Origin of the sequence: Actinomycetospora aurantiaca, from assembly GCF_037401875.1 — a bacterium.
GTDB classification, from domain to species: domain Bacteria; phylum Actinomycetota; class Actinomycetes; order Mycobacteriales; family Pseudonocardiaceae; genus Actinomycetospora; species Actinomycetospora aurantiaca.
On the sequence record NZ_JBBEGN010000008.1, the window covers coordinates 214,655 to 232,935 of the forward strand.

The 18,281-nt window shown below is 74.5% G+C and carries 21 protein-coding genes; 10 read left to right on the forward strand and 11 right to left on the reverse strand.

Going from position 1 to position 18,281, the window contains the following annotated elements; translation table 11 throughout:
• Window positions 1-193: 193 nt before the first annotated feature.
• Window positions 194-697, forward strand: coding sequence for a hypothetical protein (locus WCD74_RS17875; RefSeq protein ID WP_337696217.1), 504 nt, complete (start codon window positions 194-196; stop codon window positions 695-697).
• Window positions 698-702: 5 nt separating this feature from the next.
• On the opposite strand, the gene WCD74_RS17880 is transcribed toward WCD74_RS17875, so the two are convergent.
• The 6 genes from WCD74_RS17880 to WCD74_RS17905 form a co-directional block, all read right to left on the reverse strand.
• On the reverse strand, window positions 703-1,461 hold the full coding sequence (locus WCD74_RS17880; protein ID WP_337696218.1) for an SDR family NAD(P)-dependent oxidoreductase: 759 nt from the start codon (window positions 1,459-1,461) through the stop codon (window positions 703-705).
• Between the two features lie 9 nt (window positions 1,462-1,470).
• Window positions 1,471-2,478 carry an acetamidase/formamidase family protein gene (locus WCD74_RS17885; RefSeq protein WP_337696219.1) on the reverse strand — a complete coding sequence of 336 codons (1,008 nt, stop codon included), beginning with the start codon at window positions 2,476-2,478 and terminating at the stop codon, window positions 1,471-1,473.
• Window positions 2,475-2,798: a putative quinol monooxygenase gene (locus WCD74_RS17890; RefSeq protein ID WP_337696220.1), complete on the reverse strand. Its 324-nt coding sequence runs from the start codon at window positions 2,796-2,798 to the stop codon at window positions 2,475-2,477. Before WCD74_RS17890 ends, WCD74_RS17885 begins: the two co-directional genes overlap by 4 nt.
• Before the next feature lie 70 nt (window positions 2,799-2,868).
• Window positions 2,869-3,258: a type III secretion system chaperone family protein gene (locus tag WCD74_RS17895; RefSeq protein WP_337696221.1), complete on the reverse strand. Its 390-nt coding sequence runs from the start codon at window positions 3,256-3,258 to the stop codon at window positions 2,869-2,871.
• Between the two features lie 89 nt (window positions 3,259-3,347).
• A complete protein-coding gene (locus WCD74_RS17900; RefSeq protein ID WP_337696222.1) occupies window positions 3,348-5,174 on the reverse strand; it encodes a serine/threonine-protein kinase in 1,827 nt (608 codons plus the stop codon).
• A gap of 57 nt (window positions 5,175-5,231) precedes the next feature.
• Window positions 5,232-5,963 (reverse strand): DUF1707 SHOCT-like domain-containing protein, encoded by a 732-nt coding sequence (locus WCD74_RS17905; RefSeq protein WP_337696223.1) that lies wholly within the window; start codon window positions 5,961-5,963, stop codon window positions 5,232-5,234.
• A gap of 43 nt (window positions 5,964-6,006) precedes the next feature.
• Between WCD74_RS17905 and WCD74_RS17910 the strand changes: the two genes are divergently transcribed.
• Together WCD74_RS17910 and WCD74_RS17915 are read left to right on the forward strand one after the other, a co-directional pair.
• On the forward strand, window positions 6,007-6,981 hold the full coding sequence (locus tag WCD74_RS17910) for a DUF3048 domain-containing protein (protein ID WP_337696224.1): 975 nt from the start codon (window positions 6,007-6,009) through the stop codon (window positions 6,979-6,981).
• Window positions 6,982-7,000: 19 nt separating this feature from the next.
• The gene (locus tag WCD74_RS17915) at window positions 7,001-7,171 is read left to right on the forward strand and encodes a CsbD family protein (protein ID WP_337696225.1); all 171 of its coding nucleotides are present in this window, start codon (window positions 7,001-7,003) and stop codon (window positions 7,169-7,171) included.
• 52 nt (window positions 7,172-7,223) lie between these two features.
• Here WCD74_RS17915 and WCD74_RS17920 read toward each other — a convergent pair whose 3' ends face one another.
• The gene (locus WCD74_RS17920; protein WP_337696226.1) at window positions 7,224-7,469 is read right to left on the reverse strand and encodes a hypothetical protein; all 246 of its coding nucleotides are present in this window, start codon (window positions 7,467-7,469) and stop codon (window positions 7,224-7,226) included.
• A gap of 387 nt (window positions 7,470-7,856) precedes the next feature.
• Here WCD74_RS17920 and WCD74_RS17925 point away from each other — a divergent pair, with 387 nt between their 5' ends.
• From WCD74_RS17925 to mtnA, 5 genes are all read left to right on the forward strand, one after another.
• Window positions 7,857-8,201 carry a hypothetical protein gene (locus tag WCD74_RS17925; protein WP_337696227.1) on the forward strand — a complete coding sequence of 115 codons (345 nt, stop codon included), beginning with the start codon at window positions 7,857-7,859 and terminating at the stop codon, window positions 8,199-8,201.
• Window positions 8,202-8,218: 17 nt separating this feature from the next.
• The gene (purU, locus tag WCD74_RS17930; RefSeq protein WP_337696229.1) at window positions 8,219-9,076 is read left to right on the forward strand and encodes a formyltetrahydrofolate deformylase; all 858 of its coding nucleotides are present in this window, start codon (window positions 8,219-8,221) and stop codon (window positions 9,074-9,076) included.
• A gap of 236 nt (window positions 9,077-9,312) precedes the next feature.
• A complete protein-coding gene (locus WCD74_RS17935; protein WP_337696230.1) occupies window positions 9,313-9,699 on the forward strand; it encodes a hypothetical protein in 387 nt (128 codons plus the stop codon).
• On the forward strand, window positions 9,696-10,793 hold the full coding sequence (locus tag WCD74_RS17940; protein WP_337696231.1) for a serine hydrolase domain-containing protein: 1,098 nt from the start codon (window positions 9,696-9,698) through the stop codon (window positions 10,791-10,793). Before WCD74_RS17935 ends, WCD74_RS17940 begins: the two co-directional genes overlap by 4 nt.
• A 31-nt stretch (window positions 10,794-10,824) precedes the next feature.
• Window positions 10,825-11,769, forward strand: a complete 945-nt coding sequence (mtnA, locus tag WCD74_RS17945) for an S-methyl-5-thioribose-1-phosphate isomerase (RefSeq protein ID WP_337696232.1) — start codon at window positions 10,825-10,827, stop codon at window positions 11,767-11,769.
• Here mtnA and WCD74_RS17950 read toward each other — a convergent pair.
• On the reverse strand, window positions 11,766-12,383 hold the full coding sequence (locus tag WCD74_RS17950; RefSeq protein ID WP_337696233.1) for a proteophosphoglycan 5: 618 nt from the start codon (window positions 12,381-12,383) through the stop codon (window positions 11,766-11,768). The genes mtnA and WCD74_RS17950 overlap by 4 nt on opposite strands.
• Window positions 12,384-12,442: 59 nt before the next feature.
• On the opposite strand from WCD74_RS17950, the gene WCD74_RS17955 reads away from it, so the two are divergent.
• Window positions 12,443-13,318 (forward strand): sterol desaturase family protein, encoded by an 876-nt coding sequence (locus WCD74_RS17955; protein ID WP_337696234.1) that lies wholly within the window; start codon window positions 12,443-12,445, stop codon window positions 13,316-13,318.
• Between the two features lie 12 nt (window positions 13,319-13,330).
• On the opposite strand, the gene WCD74_RS17960 is transcribed toward WCD74_RS17955, so the two are convergent.
• The gene (locus tag WCD74_RS17960) at window positions 13,331-14,590 is read right to left on the reverse strand and encodes an aspartate aminotransferase family protein (protein ID WP_337696235.1); all 1,260 of its coding nucleotides are present in this window, start codon (window positions 14,588-14,590) and stop codon (window positions 13,331-13,333) included.
• Window positions 14,587-15,366, reverse strand: a complete 780-nt coding sequence (locus tag WCD74_RS17965; RefSeq protein ID WP_337696236.1) for a helix-turn-helix domain-containing protein — start codon at window positions 15,364-15,366, stop codon at window positions 14,587-14,589. Before WCD74_RS17965 ends, WCD74_RS17960 begins: the two co-directional genes overlap by 4 nt.
• A 75-nt stretch (window positions 15,367-15,441) precedes the next feature.
• Between WCD74_RS17965 and WCD74_RS17970 the strand changes: the two genes are divergently transcribed.
• Entirely contained in the window at window positions 15,442-17,313 is a 1,872-nt protein-coding gene (locus WCD74_RS17970; RefSeq protein WP_337696237.1) for a S9 family peptidase, read from the forward strand.
• A gap of 31 nt (window positions 17,314-17,344) precedes the next feature.
• On the opposite strand, the gene WCD74_RS17975 is transcribed toward WCD74_RS17970, so the two are convergent.
• Window positions 17,345-18,220 carry a bile acid:sodium symporter family protein gene (locus WCD74_RS17975; RefSeq protein ID WP_337696238.1) on the reverse strand — a complete coding sequence of 292 codons (876 nt, stop codon included), beginning with the start codon at window positions 18,218-18,220 and terminating at the stop codon, window positions 17,345-17,347.
• Window positions 18,221-18,281: the final 61 nt, after the last annotated feature.

The window sequence follows — 18,281 nt, forward strand, 5'->3', positions numbered from 1 at the left end:
CCGCGGGCACGCGGGTACAGGGGGGACATGGCGCGCTCCGTGACCGGATGGAAACATGCGGCGAGCGGTGTCCGGTGACTCTCCGATGGGTGACACTGTCCTCCGCTCGCGCAGGGACGGCCGGTCGTCGACGCTGGTCGCCGCCCCCGTCCCGCGATCGACGCCGTCCGTGACCGCTGTGGAGAGGTGTGCCATGACCGACGTGCCGGACGACCCCTCGCCGGGGCCGTCGGACCCGTCGGGCCCCTCCGACCGCGCCGACCGCTCCGACCACCCGGGGCGCCCGGACCTGGTCGCGGGGGAGGCGGCCGCCATCGCGCGCTTCGGCGACGGCCCGGCGCTGTTCTCCCCCGACGTCCCCGCGCCCCGGCACCCGCACGTCGGGCCGCTGCTCCCGCACCGCCGCTCCGCGTCCCGTGGCGCCACCGAGGACGCCCCGCCGACCGCCGCCGCCCCGTCGTCGGGAACGGACCTGGTCCTCGCCCCGCGACACGTGCCCGCGCGGCGCACCGAGGACCTGGTCACGGCGTGGCGCCGGGCCGGGGTCCTCGCCCGCCGGGGCGTCGAGGTCGCCGTCGACTGGACCGCGCGGGGGCTCCTGGCCGCCGTCACGGTGGCCGGGGCCGCCGCGGAGGCCGTGCTCACGCTCGTGTTCGGGCCCAAGCGCCCCGCCCTGCCCGAGGGCCGGCGTCGCTAGGGCCGCTAGAGCTGCACCCCGCGGGTGAGCGCCCCGTCCACGACGAGGTTGGTCCCCGTGACGAAGGACGCGACCGGACTGGCGAGGAACGTGACCGCCACCGCGATCTCCTCCGGGCGGGCCATACGACCGGTCGGGTTGAGGCCGAGCGCCCGGTCGTAGAGCTCCGGGTCGCCGGACTCGATCGACTCCCAGACCCCGCCGGGGAAGTAGGTGTTCCCGGGCGACACCGAGTTCGCCCGGACCCGGCCGGCGAGCTGGTGGGCCAGGCCCTGGGTGTAGTGCACGATCGCGCCCTTGAAGGTCCCGTACGGTCCGGCGGCGAAGTCGATCTCGCGCCCCGAGACGCTGGAGATCGTGACGATCGACCCGGCGTCGGAGGCCTCGAGGGACGGCAGCGCCGCCTCGACGAGGCGCACCGTGCCGAGCATGTCGGTGCGGAAGGACGCCTCCCAGTTCTCCTCGGTCGGCGGGATGGCCAGGGCGGACACGTTCGCGACGACGACGTCGACCCCGCCGAGCGCCTCGGCGGCCTCGCCCACCCAGGATCGCAGGGCGTCGCCGTCGGCGACGTCCACCGCACTCCCGCGCACGTCGTGTCCCGCCGCCGTGAGCTCGGAGACGGCCGACTCGACGCCCTCGGCCCCGCGGGCGCAGAACGCGACCCGCGCGCCCTCGCCGGCGAGGCTCTCCACCACCGCCCGCCCGATCCCCCGGCTGCCCCCGGTGACCAGGGCCTTCCGCCCGGCGAGCTGCAGATCCACGGCTCCTCCTCAGAGTGACGCCGCGCGGGCGCGCAGGTCGGCGTGCAGGCCGCCGTAGGCCTCGGCGCGGGGCAGGAACGCCTTGGCCACCTTGGTCACGGCGCTGTAGTTGGTGTCGACCACGTTGGCCAGCGGGGCCAGCGAGATCTGGGTCAGCAGCTCGTAGGCGTCCAGGCGGTCCAGCCCGTGCAGCGCGGAGAGCCAGGAGATCATCTCCTTCTGCCCGATCCGCCAGGCGTCCTCGAGCGGGCGCGACGACCCGACCGTGATCAGCTCGTCGTCGCTCTCGATCCGCGGCCACGCCGGGGCGGGCGCGGTGTCGGCCTTGACCAGATCCACGATCAGCGTCACCGCCATCGCGCCCTCGACCGCGGTGCCGCACGACTCGCCCTCACCCTGGCGGTAGTGCCCGTCGCCCACCGAGAAGATCGCGCCCGGCTCGTTCACCGGGAGGTAGCAGGTGACGCCCGCCCGCATCTCCGGGGTGTCCATGTTGCCGCCGAAGGCGTCCGGGGTGAGCGAGGAGCGCACCTCGCGGGCCGCCGGGGCGACCCCGACCGTGCCGAGCATCGGCGCCACCGGCAGGTCGACCGAGAAGTCGCTGCGCCGCGCGGAGAAGGTGACGGTGTTCCGCGCCCGGTCGAGCTCGTAGATCCAGGTCAGCTCGGGCAGCGGGTCGTCGAGCAGCGCGGTCCGGTCGGTGCCGGTGAGCCCGCCGAAGAACGGGACGAGGGTGGAGGCGCCCCAGTCGCGGGCCGGGGTGAGGTCGACCAGGTGCAGCGCGAGGGTGTCGCCCGGCTCCGCGCCGCGGACCGCGAACGGCCCGGTCTGCGGGTTGAGGAACCGCGGGTCGAGCACCGCGCTCGCCAGGTCGGTGACCGCGCGGATGCGCCCGCCGAAGGCGTCGTCGCACCACAACCGCAGGACCGTGCCCGGGTCGACCTCGTGGATCGGGGCGACCCCGCCGAACGTCCAGGCGTACTGCTCGGGGGTCGGGGTGAACTCGAGCTCGCTCACCGGGGCTGGATCTCGCCCATCGGGCCGAACCCGTCGTGGGGCGTGTCGATGTAGAGGATCTGCGGCTGGGCGGCCACGAGGTCCGGCATCTTCTCGAAGAACTCCTTCACGTACGGCTGCGAGGTGTGGGTGGACCCGGCGTCGGCGTCCCGGAAGCCCTCGATGCAGACGTAGCGGTTCTCGTCGGTGAGGCTGCGGGAGAACTCGAAGTACAGGCAGCCCTCCTCCGCGTTGACGTTGCGCGCGTAGGAGTCGGCCAGCTCCAGCCACTCGTCGGTCTTCTCGGCACGGATCTGCATGACGATGTTGATGACGATCACGGCGGGCTCTCCTCGGGGCGGCGGCTCCTGCGCGAGCCAGCCTGGTGGGTCGGCCCGCCCGGGTCCAGACTCAGAAGTGGTCGGTGCCGGTGAGGGCGTGCTCGAGGCGGTCGGCCGTGGCGGTGACCAGGCGGAACGGGCCCTCGAACTCCGCGAAGGTCAGGTCCTCCAGCGGCGCCGCGTGCCGGAACACGGCGGTGCCGTTCACCGCGGCCGCGCCGCCCACGACCGCGTCCTCGGCGAGTTCCAGGAGCCGTCGGGCGTCGATCTGGTCCAGCTTCGCCACGGGCGACTCGATCTGGATCCAGTCGTGCCCGTCGACCTCGCCCCGGTGGTGGACGTAGACGAGCTGGTCGCGGTCCTCCCCGGTGGGCAACCGGAACGTGAGGCTCTCCGCGTCCTGCGCCATCACCTCGTAGCGGACCCGCACCCACAGCACGAGGTCGTCCCAGCTGGCCACGCGTCGCTCCTCGGGGTCGATCACCGGCGTCGGGGAACCGTAGCAGCGGACCGACCCCGCCCCGTCGCGTCGCTCGCCCCCGTCGAGGGTCAGCGGGCGCCGACGAGCTTGTCCCACGCGAAGCTGCCGACGGTCGCGGTGGCGCCGGACCGGTCGAGCAGGCGCAGCAGCGCGGCCCCGTCCCGCGGGCGGTCGGCGGCGTCCTGGGCGGTGGCGCGGCGCAGGACCGGCACGAGGCGCGGGGAGAGCCGGCCGACGCCCGCGAAGGCGTCGGCGGGCGGGCCGTCCAGGATGCGCCGGGCGATGTCGACGATGTTCTCGCCGTCGAACAGGTGGTCACCGCGGGCGGCGAAGACCACGCAGCACGCCCAGGCCCACACGTCCGTGGCCGGGCCGGCCCCGTTGCCGGTGACCTGCTCGGGCGCCATGTACCCGGGCGTGCCGACCATGTTCCCGGCGGGCGTGTGGTGGGTCTGGCCGCCGACCCGGGCGATGCCGAAGTCGACGACCTTCGGGCCGGCCGAGGTCAGCAGGATGTTGCCCGGCTTGAGATCGCGGTGGGTGATCCCGTCGTTGTGCAGCGCGGCCAGGGCGCGGGCGAGCGCGATCGACATCCGGGTCAGCGTCTCGGCGTCGCGGACGGCCCCGCTGTCGCACACGTACGCGTGCAGCGACGGCCCGTCGAGGCGCTCCATGACGATGTAGGGCATCGACCCGTCGAACCCGACCCCGTGCACGCGGGCGGTGTAGTCGCCGGTGACCTTCTGCAGCGTCTGGCCCTCGCGCAGGAAGCGGGTGCGGGCGTCGACGTCGTCGAGCAGGTGCGGGGCGAGGACCTTGATCGCGACCTGCCCCGCCGTCCCGGCGCGGTGGCCGAGGTAGACGGTGCCCATCCCGCCGGACCCGAGCCGGCCGGTGAGCTGGTACTCGCCGACCGTCCGCGGGTCGTGCGGGGTGAGCGGCTGCTCGGGCGGCGCCATGTCGATCAGGCGTGTGGCGGTGGTCGGCGGGCGCGGCGCGGCCGTCGAGCGGGGCGGCGGGGGCGTGCGGCCCGGGCCGGAGCGCGGGCCCGCGGCGGCCGCGAGCGGGCGGTCGGGTCCGCCGCCGGCCGCGCCGCTGGGCCGCGCCGCGGTGGCCGGCCGGGCGCCGCTCCCGGTGGCGGCACCGGGCAGGCCGGGCGCGGGGCCCCGGCGGGACCGGATGAGTCGGCGCTCCTTCGGGCCGGGCAGCCGGGCCGCGCGCAGCGCCTCGGGCAGGACCGGGGCCGCCGCGCACAGCCGCGGGCGCATCGCCCGGACCGTGATCTGGTGACCGAGCAGGAACAGCCCCGCCGCGAGGGCGCCGTTCTCCAGACCGATCGCGAACAGCAGGACGAAGACGACCGCGGCGACGAGCCACGTCGTGCGGCGTTTCGACAGCGGCCACGGCCGGGTCACCGGCATCGTGCGGCGGCGCTCGACGTCGAGGGTGGCCACGTGGAGCGTCGCGATCGCGAGGGCGAGCAGCACCGAGACCACGACGGCGACCACCAGGACCGCCGAGCCCGAGGACGGCGTCGGGAGCCCGGCGTCGTCGACGACCGCCATCAGCCGCGTGATGAGCGCCCGGCGGTCGGCGGCGCCCACCGCGGCGCGCGCGGTCAGCACGGCGGCGACCAGGGTGATCAGCCCGGCGACGGCGGCGAGCCCGAGGACGGCGGGCACGGGGTTGCCCGCCTCGTGGTGCAGGTGCCGCACGGCGCGGCGCCGGTCCGGGCCGGACAGCTGCGCGACCCGCCCGGTGACGACGCGGTCGACCAGCAGGGCCTGGCGGCGCCGGGTCGCGAGCGCGCGGTAGAGCGGGGAGAGGCACAACGCCACCAGCACCCCGAGGGCGAGGGGGGCGAGCAGGCGCAGGCCGGCCACCGGATCGAGCACCGCGTCCCTCCCTCCCGCCCCGGCGCCGCAGCGCCGCCGTGCACTCGGAGCCCGACGTTACCGCGACGGACCGTCGGAGCCGCGTGCGTCGGGGCGGGCGGGTCGGTGGGCACGGGTCACCCGACGGGCCACCGAGCGCGGTGCCTCGGCGGGCAGCGCCCGCAGGCGCTCCCACCGCCCGCGCACCGGATGGCGCAGCACCACGTCGCCGAAGGCGTGCCGTCCCCGCACGCTGACGTGCAGTTCCCCGCGCTCGCGGCGGTGCACGGTCTCGTCGCGGACGGACCCCGCGGAGATCCTCAGGTCGTCGACGTCGGCGGTGGCGCCCTCGGGCAGCACGAGGGTGGGCGAGCACATCCCGGTGGTCAGCTCGACCGCGACGACGGCGGTGGCGCACTCCGCCTCGGAGAGGTCCAGCAGGACCTTGCCGACCCAGCTGCGCACGCGCACCGTCGGCGGCACCTTCCAGTAGCCGCGACGGCTGATCGAGCCACCGACCCCCGCCTCGAGGTCGAGCACGTCGCTGCCGTGGGAGGAGTGCAGGACCGCCCCCGGCAGGTCGGCGAGCAGGCCGTCGAGCTGGTCGCGGTACCGGGCGGCCTGGGCGATCGCGGCCCGGTCGGAGTACTCGACCGGCGTGAGCCGGCCCGCGACCATCGCCCGCGCGAGCATCGAGGCCACGTCCTCGCGCTCGGCGTCGGAGGCCCGCTTGCGCGCCGGCTCGTCGGGGTGGACGGGGTCGGCGACGCGCCGGGACCGTCTCCCGTCACGATCCCCCGGACGACCCATGCCCTCGATGATAGGTCCGCCCACCGACCGCGATGATGTTGCGATGGCGGGGGATCGCGGCCGGGCGAGCACGCTGGGGGTGGTGATCGCGGTCGCGATCGCGGCGGTGTTCGGGATCGTGGTGGTCGCGACGCGCGACGGACCGACGGCGCCGGGGCCGACGGCGGGGCGGTCGGCCGACGGCGCGGTCTCGCCGCTGACCGGGATCGCGGGCGACCCGGGTCGGGCGGTGCTCGCCGTCAAGGTCGACAACTCGCCGGAGGGCCGGCCCTGGACCGGGGTCGGCGACGCGGACGTGGTCTACGTGGAACCGGTCGAGGGCGGCCTGACCCGCCTCCTCGCGGTGTTCGCGTCCCGGCTCCCGTCGACGGTCGGCCCCGTGCGCAGCCTGCGCGAGTCCGACCTGGACCTGCTCGCCGCCTACGGCCGACCCGCCCTCGCCTACTCGGGCAACGCGCCGGAGCTCGACGCCGCCGTCTCGGCCGCCTCGATCGTGCCGCAGTCCGCCGAGCGCGTCTCCGCCGCGTACCGCCGCGCCGGCGACCGGCCCGTCCCGCACAACCTCTACGGCGACCCGGCGGCCCTGCTCGCCGCCGCGCCGGAGGTGGACGGCCCCCGCGACGTCGGGTTCCGCTTCGGGCCCGTCCCGTCCGGGCTCCCGGCCGGCGAGGCCACCGACGTCGCGGAGCGGGTGGGACGCACGGAGGTCCTGGCGCGCTGGGGCGGGGACCGGTGGGACCTGACGATCGGCGGCGCGCCCGCGGACGCCCGGCCCGCGACGATCGTCGTCCAGCGCGTGCCGGTGCGGACCTCCGCGATCCGCGACGTGGCGGGAGCCCCGTCGCCGACCGCGGTCACCGTCGGATCGGGGCGGGTGGAGGTGCTGCGCGACGGCCGGCGCCTGACCGGGTCCTGGTCCCGCTCGTCGCCGGGTGCCCCGACCGCCTTCACCGGCGACGACGGCACACCCCTCACCTTCGCCCCGGGTCCGGTCTGGGTGCTGTTGGTGGCGCAGTGAGTCCGGGTACTCCGCTCCCATGGCTACCGGTGACAAGATCGACAACAAGGCCGACGAGCTCAAGGGCAAGGCGAAGGAGGCCGTCGGCAAGGCGCAGGACGACAAGGACCTGCAGGCCGAGGGCAAGAGCGACCAGGCCAAGGGCAACATCAAGCAGGCCGGCGAGAAGGTGAAGGACGCGTTCCGCTGACTCCGTGACGACGACGGGTCCGGCCGCGCCCGGCCGGCTCGTCGTCGGAAGATCAGTAACCGCGGGAGAAGCGCTCCCCGGCGAACCCGTACACCGGGGTGCCGTCCGGGTCGCGCCGCGCGAGGCGATGCACCGCGAAGACGTTGACCCCGGGGATCGTGCCGCCGTTCATCCCGTCGGTGGGCGTGCGCGGCCCTTTCTCCACCAGCACGAGGTACTCCTCGGGCGGCGGCGCGGACTCGATGATCCGCACGTCGTGCTCGCCCGCACAGGGTCCGTCCTGGAGCCGGATGCGCATCGTCGCCCCTCCCTCGTGCCGACCGGGAATCCATCGTCGCACGGGCCCGACGACGGTGAGTCTCACGGCACAGCTCGGACGTCCGAGTTCTTCTTGACGCGGTGCACCACGGAGAGGAACCTCGAACACGTCGATCATGCCCCCCGTGATCGACGTGAGCCCGGTCGGTGTCCCCCCGCCGACCGGGCTTCTTACTTCTCCGTGCCCGTCGCCGCCCTTCCGGTGGCCCGATCGGGCGAAGTCTTCCCCGTCCGGTGGAGCGGGGTGTCCGGTGTCACGGTCCGTTCATCGATCCGTCACCCCACGGTCGCCCGCCGACGTGTGAAGTGCCATCGACGGGGCATTCTGGCTGCGTCCTGCGAGGGCCGGTGCGAGGAGGCGGGGACCGTGGACGACGAGGAGCGCACCCGTCTGCGCGACCTCGTGCACCGCGCCCACGAGGCTCTCGGCGAGATCGTCGAGATGCAGGCGCGCTGCCCGGCCGACGTCGACCGCTTCGACTGGTCGGCCGACCTCCTCGACGGGCTGGCCCGCGTCGCGCTGCAGGTGGGCGACGCCGCCGCGTCTCTGTCCGGCAGCGAGGACGACGAGCTGGAGCGCCGTTCCCGCGAGCTCGCCACCGCCATCGTGCGCCGCCGCAACGAGGCGCTCATCCCCGTGCGGATGCCCCGCCGGAGCGCGACCCGATCGGCTGCCGCCTCGCTGCTCGGCTCGCCGCGGGCCCTCACCTGACGGCTACCCTGCCCGGCGTGTCCCGCCCCGCCGACACCGTCGGCCGCCTGCTCGTGCGCTGCCCGGACCGCTTCGGCATCGTCGCCGCCGTCTCCTCGTTCCTCTCGGCCTCCGGCGCGAACATCCTGTCGCTGGACCAGCACGCCACCGCGACCTACGGCGGCACCTACTTCCAGCGCACCGAGTTCGCGCTGCCGTCGCGGGACCTCGACGGCCTGCGCGCCGCCTTCGCCTCCGACGTCGCCCGGCACTTCGGGATGGACTTCACGGTCACCGACGCCGCGGCACCCAAGCGCATCGGCGTCCTGGTGTCGAAGAGCGACCACTGCCTGCTCGACCTGCTCTGGCGCACGCAGCGGGGCGAGCTCGACGTCGAGGTCGCGGTCGTCATCTCCAACCACCCCGACCTCGCGCCGGCCGTCGGGTCGTTCGGGGTGCCGTTCGTGCACGTCCCGGTGACGCCGGAGACCAAGCCGGAGGCCGAGGCACGCCAGGCCGAGCTGCTCGCGGGCGTGGACCTCGTCGTGCTCGCCCGGTACATGCAGATCGTCTCCGGCTCGCTGCTCGCGGCGGTCGGCAGCCCGATGATCAACATCCACCACTCGTTCCTGCCCGCGTTCGTGGGTGCGGTGCCCTACCGGCAGGCCAAGGAGCGGGGGGTGAAGCTGGTCGGCGCGACCGCGCACTACGTCACCGAGGAGCTCGACCAGGGGCCGATCATCGAGCAGGACGTGGTCCGCGTGAACCACCGGCACTCCGCCGCCGACCTCACGCGGCTCGGGGCGGACGTCGAGCGGTCGGTGCTGTCCCGCGCGGTCCGCTGGCACTGCGAGGACCGCGTGATGCGCGACGGGAACACCACCGTCGTCCTGTGATCAGGCCGCGTAGGCCAGCCACATCGCGCCGACGATCACCGCGAGGACGACGAGCAGCGCGAGCGCGGAGGCGAGCGTGGGCGGCTTCGCCGAGGGCATGGCCATGGTGGGACTCCTCGGACTCCTCGGTACACGGGGTTCTGCCGGCTCATCGCGGCGGCGGCCCGGGCCGTGAGCCGGTGTCACCCGATCGTGACCCATAGTCCTTCAACAGGACTCTCTGATACGTTCCGAGGATGCGGGAACAGCTGGACGCGATCGTCGGGACGTGGCGCACCGAGGGCGAGGTGGACGACGGCACCCCGATCCGCGGCACGGACGCCTACGAGTGGCTGGGCGGGGAATTCGTCGTCCACCACGTGGACGTACGCATGGGCGAGACGGCGGTGCGCGCCCTCGAGGTCATCGGGCCGCTGTCGGCCTCGCCCGTGCCGTCCCGCGCGTACGGGGGCGACGGGTCCGTGGAGGACTCGACCGTGGCGCTCACGGACGACGGGCACCTGACCTTCGGGACGGACGGCGCCCGCTCGGTGCTGCGGGTCGACGGCGACACCGCGACCGGCGTGTGGCACCGCACCGGGGCCGACGAGCCCTGGATGACGCTGCGGCTGACCCGCTCGTGAGCACCGTCGAGGAGGTCGTCGCGGCCGCCGACGTGCCGGGGATCGTCGCCCTGACCGCGCGAGGCGACGACGTGCGGGTCACGACGGCGGGATCGCGGTCGGTCGGCGGGGAGCCGGTCCGGCGGGACTCGCTGTTCCGGATCGCGTCGATCACGAAGCCCGTGATGGCGTCGCTCGCGGAGCGGCTGCTCGACGACGGGGTGCTGGAGCTCGACGAGCCCGTCGACCGCCTGCTGCCCGAACTCGCCCGGCCGCGCGTGCTGCGGGCGCCCGACGCGGCGCTCGACGACACCGTGCCGGCGGACCGGCCGATCACCGTGCGGGACGTCCTGACCTACACCGCCGGGTTCGGCATGACCCTGGAGATGTTCGGGGAGCCGACCTGGCCGTGGACGGCGGCGGTGACGGCGGGCCGGCTGAACCTCATCGGCCCGCCGGACCCGGACCTGCCACCCGACCAGGACGCCTGGCTCGCCGAGCTGGCCGAGCTCCCGCTGCTCGCCCAGCCCGGCGAGCGGTGGCTCTACCACGGGTCCGGCCAGCTGCTGGGTGTCCTCCTGGCCCGCGTGGCCGGCCAATGGCTGCCCGAACTGCTGGCCGAGCGGGTGACCGGGCCGCTGGGCATGGTCGACACCGCGTTCTGGACCACCGACACCGACCGGCTCGTGACGGCGTACTCGGGCGAGGAGGTGTTCGACGCCCCCGACGGGAAGTGGACCCGCCCGCCCGCCTTCCCGGACGCGGCCGCCGGGCTCGTGTCCACCGTCGACGACCTGTTCGCCTTCGCCCGCTCGGTGCGCGACCGGCCGCCGATGACCCGGGAACAGCTGACCCCGGCCCAGCGGGAGAGCGCCCACGCCTCGGGCTTCCTCGAACCGGAGCTGAGCTGGGGCTACGGCGTGTCGGTGACCGTCGACGGGCCACGCGCGGGCTCCGTCGGCTGGGCCGGGGGGCTGGGCACCAGCTGGCACGTGGACCCGGCCCGCGACCTGACGGTCGTCGTCCTGACCCAGAAGCTCTTCACGGGCCCGGACGACATCGCGCTGCACACCCGGGTGGTCGACGCGGCCTACGCGGAGCTCGCCCCGTCCTGACGTCGCACTCGGCGGTGGCACGATCGACGGCGTGGAGTTCGTGGACTGGTCCGACGACGGTCCGGCGGTGGTGCTGCTCGACCAGCGGGCGCTGCCCGGCGCGACGTCCTGGCTGACGCTGCGCACGGTCGACGAGCTCGTCGACGCCATCCGCACCCTCGCGGTCCGCGGCGCGCCGAGTCTCGGGATCGCCGGGGCCTACGGCGCCGCGCTCGCGTGCGCCCTCGACGAGCCGGACGCCGCGGAGCGCGTCGCCACCGCCCGCCCGACCGCGGTCCCGCTCGCCCTCGGCGTCCGCCGCGCCATGACCCGCCTCGACGACGGCCCGGCGGCGGTCCTGGCCGAGGCCCGCGCGGTCGCCGCCGAGGCCGCCGTCGTGAACGCCCGGGCCACGGAGCGGGCCGCCGACCTCGTCCAGGAGCTGCATCCGGGACGGACACGTGCCCTGACCCTCTGCAACACGGGCGACCTGGCGTGCGGACCCGGCGGTTCGGCTCTCGGCGCGATCCTGCGGCTGCACGACCGCGGCGCCCTCACCGAGGTCCTGGCCTGCGAGACCCGACCGCTGCTCCAGGGCGCCCGGCTCACGGTGTGGGAGCTGGACCGGGCCGGTGCCCCGCACCGCCTGTGCGTCGACTCGGCCGGGCCGGCCGCGATCGCCTCCGGACTGGTCGACGCGGTGCTCGTGGGCGCCGACCGGATCGCCGCGAACGGCGACACCGCGAACAAGATCGGCACCTACATGCTCGCGTGCGCCGCCGCGCGCTCGGGCGTGCCGTTCCTCGTCGTCGCCCCCGAGGAGACGATCGACCCGGCCACGCCCACCGGCGCCGACATCGTCGTCGAGGAGCGCGGGGCCGACGAGGTGCGCGGGATCGCCGGCCTCGAGCACACCCCGGTCTACAACCCCGCCTTCGACGTCACGCCGTTCGAGCTGATCACCGCGGTCGTCACCGAGAAGCAGGTCTGGCGCTAGCCGCGGAACGCCGCCGCGGCCGCGACCCCGGCGTCGAGGTCCCACCCGGGCACGTCCGCCACCGCCCGCAGCTGCTCCCGGGTCGGCGCGCCGTCCGCCGTGATCAGCGCGTCCACGTCGGCGGGCCGCACCGGCGTCTCGACCTCGTTCTCCACGAACTCGACGATCAGCTCCCGGCACCGCTCGTGGTCGGCGAACACCGGGTGCAGCGAGGCGAAGCCGTCCTCGATCTCGTAGGGCGCCCGCGACCACCCGGACCCGCCGAACCCGTACACGAAGCCGACCCACAGCCCGTCGCCCTCGGCCGCGGCCACCGGCGGCTCCCACCAGTCCGGGGCGTCGGCGAGCAGGTCGGTCTCCTCCTCCTGGAAGTAGGTCGCGGCCGCGCGGAAGTAGGTGTCGGAGTACTCGTGGTCGTGGCCGACGAGCACGGCGCGACCGTCGCCGAGCAGGTGCAGGTCGGCCCAGTTGCCGCCGCCGTCGTCGTAGTGCCAGCGACCGGGCTCGGCGAAGGCGCCGCTGCCCCAGCCGCGCGCGGCGAGGATCGCGGCGAACGCGGCCCAGCGGCCACGCATCGTCGTCGGAGTGGGCAGGTCGACCGGGACGAGAGCCATGCGCGCATCCTGGCGTCACCCGATCCGGGCGGGAGCACCCGGTTCGGCACAATGCCGCCATGTCGGTCCTGCGGGATCCCCTGACGGTCGCGGTGCCGTTCTTCATCGTCTTCGTGGTCCTCGAGGCCGTCTCGTTCGCGGTGTTCGCCGACGACGACCTGCGCGGCTACGAGCGGCGCGACACCGTCACGAGCGTCGTGAGCGGGATGGTGGCGCTGGGGTTCAACACCGTGGCCCGCGGCATCGCGCTGCTCGGCTACGCGGTGCTGTACGAGCTGACGCCGCTGCGCCTCGACCCGTCGAGCCCGTGGACCTGGGTCGGCGTCCTGCTCGGCGTGGACCTGCTCTGGTACGGCTACCACCGCACCGCGCACCGCGTCCGGCTCGTCTGGGCCGCCCACCAGGCGCACCACACCAGCGAGTACTTCAACTTCTCCACCGCGGCCCGCCAGAAGTGGAACCCGTGGTTCGAGATGCTGTTCTGGGTGCCGTTGCCGCTGCTCGGGGTGCCGCCGTGGATGATCTTCACGGCGTTCTCGATCACGCTGGTCTACCAGTTCTTCGTGCACACCGAGCGGATCGGGACGCTCCCGCCGCCGGTCGAGTTCGTGTTCAACACGCCGTCGCACCACCGCGTGCACCACGCGAGCGACCCGGAGTACCTGGACCGGAACTACGGCGGGATGCTCATCGTCTGGGACCGGCTGTTCGGCACCTACGCCGAGGAGACCCACCGGCCGCGCTACGGGCTGACCACTCCGCCGCCCACGCAGCACGTCGTCGGGCTGCAGTACCACGAGTTCGCGGCGATCTGGCGCGACGTCCGCACGGCGACCACGTGGCGGGGGCGGCTCGCGCCGGTGTTCGGACCACCGCGGGGTGCCCCCGCCGAGAGGACCCTCATCGGTCCGCCGACGACCCTCGCGGACCGATGAGGGTCCTCCCGATCAGCCGACGGAGCGCAGCGCCTCGTCGATGATCGACACGCCCCGGTCGATCTCGGCCTCGGTGGCGGTCAGCGGCGGCGCGATCCGGAACGTCCCGCCCATGCCCGGGAGCTGCACGATGTTGACATGCAGGCCGAGCTCGGCGCACCGCGCGGTCACGGCGGCGCCGAGCCGGTCGGCGTCCTCCCCACCCAGCTCCAACCCCACCATCAGCCCCCGGCCGCGCACGTCGGCCACCACCTCGTGCGGCAGCGACCGCAGCCCCGCCTGCAACCGCTCGCCCAGCTCCCGGGCGCGCACGTCCAGGTGCTCGCGCGCCAGGACGTCGAGCACGGTCAGCCCGACGGCGGCCGGCAGCGGGTCGTTGACGTGGGTGGTGAAGAACAGGAAGCCGCGCTCGTGGGCGCGTTCCTCGATCTCCGCGCTGGTCAACACGGCGGCGAGCGGGAGCCCGGCGCCCAGGGTCTTGGACAGCGTGAGGATGTCGGGCACCACGCCGTCGCGCTCGAAGGCGTACCAGTCGCCGGTCCGGCACAGCCCGGTCTGCGCCTCGTCGACGATCAGCAGCATCCCGCGCTCGTGGCACTTGTCGCGCAGGGCGGCGAGGTAGCCCGGCGGGAGGTCGACCACCCCGCCCGAGCTGAGGATCGGTTCGACGATGCACGCGGCCGGCGCCCCCACCGACTGCGCGTCGACCAGCTCGAAGCCGAGGTCGAGCTGGCGACGCCAGTCCAGCTCGCCGTCCGCGCCGACGATGGAGGGCCGGAACCGGTCGGGGACCGGCAGGGCCACGTTCCCGGGCGCGATCGGGCCGTAGCCCGTGCGCCCGGCGCTGTAGGTCGCGGCCGCCGCGGCGTGGGTCATCCCGTGCCACGACCGCGCGAACGACACGACCTCGTGTCCCCCGGTGACCAGCTTCGCCATCCGCAGCGCGGCCTCGTTGGCCTCCGCGCCCGTCGTCAGGAAGACGGCCTTCTCCAGCGGCGCGGGCAGGGTGTCGACGAGGCGCTCGGCGAGGTCGAGGACCGGGCGGCTGAGCATGCCCGAGTGCAGGTGGTCCAGGCTCGCGACCTGCTGCTGCACGGTCGCCACGATCTCCGGGTGCGAGTGCCCGAGGATGGCGCTCATCTGCCCGGAGGTGAAGTCGAGCAGCTCCCGGCCGTCCTCGGTGAACACCGAGCTCCCCGCGGCCCGCGCGATCAGCTCCGGGGCGAACGCCCCGCGGCCCGAGTAGCGGATCAGGTGCTTCTGGTCGCTCACGTGCTCGGATGCTTCCCGACGTCGGGTCGTGCCGCCAGGGCCTCCGGGTCCCACCGGGCGCGGAACTTCGTCGTCATCCGGCGCAGGACGTCGAGCTGCGCGGGGTTGTAGAGATCCTCCATGGCACGTCCGAGGGTCCGCAGGTACTTCGTGAGGCCGCCGGGGGCGTCGGACCCGAACGTCGTGATCCGCGGGTCGGCGACGGCGCGCGCCAGGACGACGTCGGCGAAGCGGGCGGCCAGCCGGTCACGGGTCGCGTCGTCGGCGTCGGCGGGGAGGTCGTCGAACTCCTCGCTCAGGGCGGCGTCGGTGTCGTCGTCGCGCAGCAGGTCCGCGTACGCCCGCCGCCCCTGTTCGCCGAGCGTCCGGCCCATCACCGCGACGAGGTTGCGGTCACGGTCGGAGAGCTTCGCGCCCGAGGCGACCGCGAGGTCGGCCGGCAGGTCGGTGGGCACCTCGTGCTCGAGGATGTCCGCCAGCTCCGCTCGGAGCTGCTGCAACCGCTCGACCTGGGCGGCGAGATCCTCGTCGAGCGCCCGCAGCGCCTCGGCCGGGTGCTCGTCGGCCGCGCCGAGCTCGGCGATCTGCGGCAGGGAGAAGCCCAGGTCGGCCAGCCGCTTGATCCGCAGCAGCCGCACCAGGTGCGCGACGCCGTACTGCTTGTAGCCGTTGCTGCGCCGGTCGGGCTCGGGCAGCAGCCCGACGTCGTGGTAGTGCCGCACCGACCGCAGGCTCGTGCCCGCCAGTTCGGCCAGTTCCCGCGTGCTCCAGCCCACGGGTCCCATCCTGCCCTTGAGTGTGCCGCGACGGCACGGTGTCCGGTGGTGGCAGTCGGAGAAGGAGGACCCGTCATGACCCCGCTCATCCCCGTCGAGGAGTTCCTCGCGCCGCCCGAGCGCACCCGGGCGACGCTCTCCCCGGACGGCACGCGCATCGCGTTCCTCGCCCCGTGGAAGGAGCGGCTCAACGTCTGGGTGGCGCCGGTGGACGACCTGGACGCCGCCCGCTGCGTGACCGCCGACGAGACCCGCAGCATCCACGACTACTCGTGGGCCGACGACCGGTGGCTCGTCTACGTCCAGGACGACGGGGGCGACGAGCACTTCCACCTGTTCCGCGTGGACCTCGACGACCCGGACGCCGCCGTCGTCGACCTCACCCCCTTCCCGGGCGCCCGCGTCTTCGGCCGTGACCTGCCTCCCGGGCGCCCGGGCACCGTCGTCGTGTGGATCAACCACCGCCGGGCCGACGAGATCGACACCTGCGAGATCGACCTCGCCACCGGGGAGCTGACGGTGCTGGTCACCGGCGACAGCGGCTCGGGCACGCAGCTCGCCCCCGGCGGCGACCTGTACGGGGTCGGGCAGGACGAGGACGGGGACTGGACCGTCGAGCACCGCGCCCCGTCCGGCGAGGTCCGGACCGTCCTGACGATCGACGCCGCGGACCACCCCATCGGCCCGTTCCCGGTGCAGCTCACCCCGGACGGCACCGGCCTGTGGCTGGGCCGGCACGGCCACACCGACCGGCTGCGGCTGGTGCACGTGGACCTCGCAACCGGGACCGAGACCGAGGTCGCGGGCCATCCGCGCCACGACGTCGACACCCGCGCCCAGGTCTTCCCGACGATGCCCTCGCCGCTGATCCGCGACCGGGCCGGGGAGCTGCTGGGCGTCCGGTACTCGCGCGAACGGCAGGAGATCGTCCCGGTCGGCGAGGAGTTCGCGGCGGTGCTGGAGCGGCTCGAGTCGCTGTCCGACGGCGATCTCGGGGCGATCTCCACCGACGCCGGGCGCCGCCGCTGGCTGGTCTCGTTCGTCCACGACCGGGAGTGGGGCGCCACCTGGCTCTACGACCACGCCACCGGGGAGGCCCGCACGCTCTTCCGCAGCCACCCGCACCTGGACCCGGAGACCCTCGCCCCGACGGTCCCGGTGACGATCCGCGCCCGCGACGGGCGCGACCTGCCGTCGTACCTGACGGTGCCGCTGGACCGGGCGGAGGACGAGCAGCTGCCGATGGTGCTGGTCCCGCACGGCGGGCCGTGGACCCGGGACTCCTGGGGTCACGACCCGACGGCCCAGATCTTCGCCAACCGGGGCTACGCGGTGCTGCAGGTGAACTTCCGCGGGTCGACCGGCTTCGGCCGCGAGCACATGCAGGCCGCCATCGGCGAGTTCGCCGGCACCATGCAGGACGACCTCGTCGACGCCGTCGAGTGGGCCGTCACCGCGGGCCACGCCGACCCGGCGCGGATCGGGATCTTCGGCGGCTCCTACGGCGGCTACGCGACGCTGACCGGGGTCACCCGCAACCCGAACCTCTTCGCCGCGGCCGTCGACTACGTGGGCATCTCCAACCTGGCGACGTTCATGCTCGCCCTGCCCGAGGCGATCCGCCCGGGGCTGCGGAACAACTGGTACGCCTACGTCGGCGACCCGACCGACCCGGCGGCGTACGCGGACATGCTCGAGCGGTCGCCGATCACGCACGCCGACCGGATCGTCGCCCCGCTGATGGTGTTCCAGGGCGCGAACGACGTGCGGGTGCCGCAGTCGGAGTCCGACACGATCGTCGCCTCGCTGCGCGACCGCGGCGTCGAGGTGGCGTACCGCGTCTACGACGACGAGGGCCACATGTTCGCCCAGACGGAGAACCTCGTGGACATGTTCCGGGCGACCGAGCGGTTCCTCGCCGAGCACCTCGGCGGGCGGAGCGGGTGAGGACCCACCTCCCTGACGGCGGGACCCGTCGTCAGGAAGGCACCGGCTCCTCCGAGCGCGTGGGCACGCGGGCGAACACGACGCCCGCCGCCAGGGCGAGCGGGAACATCAGCACGCCGTAGACCGCGGCGGGGACGGCGAGCCGCTCGACGCCGAGCACGCCGACCGCGACGGCGATCGCGAGCGTGCTGTTGTGGATCCCGACCTCGAACGCGGACGCGACCGCCTGCCGGTGGTCGACGCGGAGCAGGCGCGGGAGCAGGTAGCCCAGCGCCAGGCTGATCACGCAGAACGCCACGACGACGAGCCCGACGTCGACGAGCAGTCCGACGAGCCCGTCGCGTTCGGCGAGCAGGGCGCCGGCGATCACGCCGGCGAGGACGACCGCGGAGAGGATCCGCACCGGGCGGTCGGCGCGGTCGGCGAACCCCGGCGCCACCCGCCGGACGACCATCCCGACGGCGACCGGCACCAGCACCACCGCGAACACCTGCAGGGTCTTGCCGACCTGCAGCCCGACCGTCCCGCCCAGGCCGAACCACGTGAGCGACAGCCCGAGGACGACCGGCAGGGTGAGGACCGCCAGGACGGAGTTCACCGCGGTCAACGTGATGTTGAGGGCGACGTCGCCGCGGAAGAGGTGGCTGAACAGGTTCGCGGTGGTGCCGCCGGGCGAGGCAGCGAGCAGCATCATCCCGACGGCGAGCAGCGGTTCGAGCCCCGTCGCGAGGACCAGCCCGAAGCAGACCAGCGGCAGCACGAGCAGTTGCGTGCCGAGGGCCGCGGCCACCGGGAGCGGTCGTCGGCCGACCCGCCGGAAGTCGGCGACGGTCAGCGAGAGCCCGAGACCGAGCATGACGACGGCGAGCGCGGCGGGCAGCCCGACGGAGACGAACGCGGAGTCCATGGACCCTCCTCGGCGGTGAGCTGTCTCATGGTGCCGGTCGGGAGGAATCGCCCACAACGGG

Bases quoted from the DNA above. Each gene is read 5' to 3' on its own strand.
- WCD74_RS17875 (WP_337696217.1), top strand. From the start codon at position 194: ATGACCGACGTGCCGGACGACCCCTCGCCGGGGCCGTCGGACCCGTCG.
- WCD74_RS17905 (WP_337696223.1), bottom strand. From the start codon at position 5,963: ATGGGTCGTCCGGGGGATCGTGACGGGAGACGGTCCCGGCGCGTCGCC.
- WCD74_RS17910 (WP_337696224.1), top strand. From the start codon at position 6,007: ATGGCGGGGGATCGCGGCCGGGCGAGCACGCTGGGGGTGGTGATCGCG.
- WCD74_RS17915 (WP_337696225.1), top strand. From the start codon at position 7,001: ATGGCTACCGGTGACAAGATCGACAACAAGGCCGACGAGCTCAAGGGC.
- WCD74_RS17920 (WP_337696226.1), bottom strand. From the start codon at position 7,469: ATGCGCATCCGGCTCCAGGACGGACCCTGTGCGGGCGAGCACGACGTG.
- WCD74_RS17935 (WP_337696230.1), top strand. From the start codon at position 9,313: ATGCGGGAACAGCTGGACGCGATCGTCGGGACGTGGCGCACCGAGGGC.
- WCD74_RS17950 (WP_337696233.1), bottom strand. From the start codon at position 12,383: ATGGCTCTCGTCCCGGTCGACCTGCCCACTCCGACGACGATGCGTGGC.
- WCD74_RS17955 (WP_337696234.1), top strand. From the start codon at position 12,443: ATGTCGGTCCTGCGGGATCCCCTGACGGTCGCGGTGCCGTTCTTCATC.
- WCD74_RS17970 (WP_337696237.1), top strand. From the start codon at position 15,442: ATGACCCCGCTCATCCCCGTCGAGGAGTTCCTCGCGCCGCCCGAGCGC.
- WCD74_RS17975 (WP_337696238.1), bottom strand. From the start codon at position 18,220: ATGGACTCCGCGTTCGTCTCCGTCGGGCTGCCCGCCGCGCTCGCCGTC.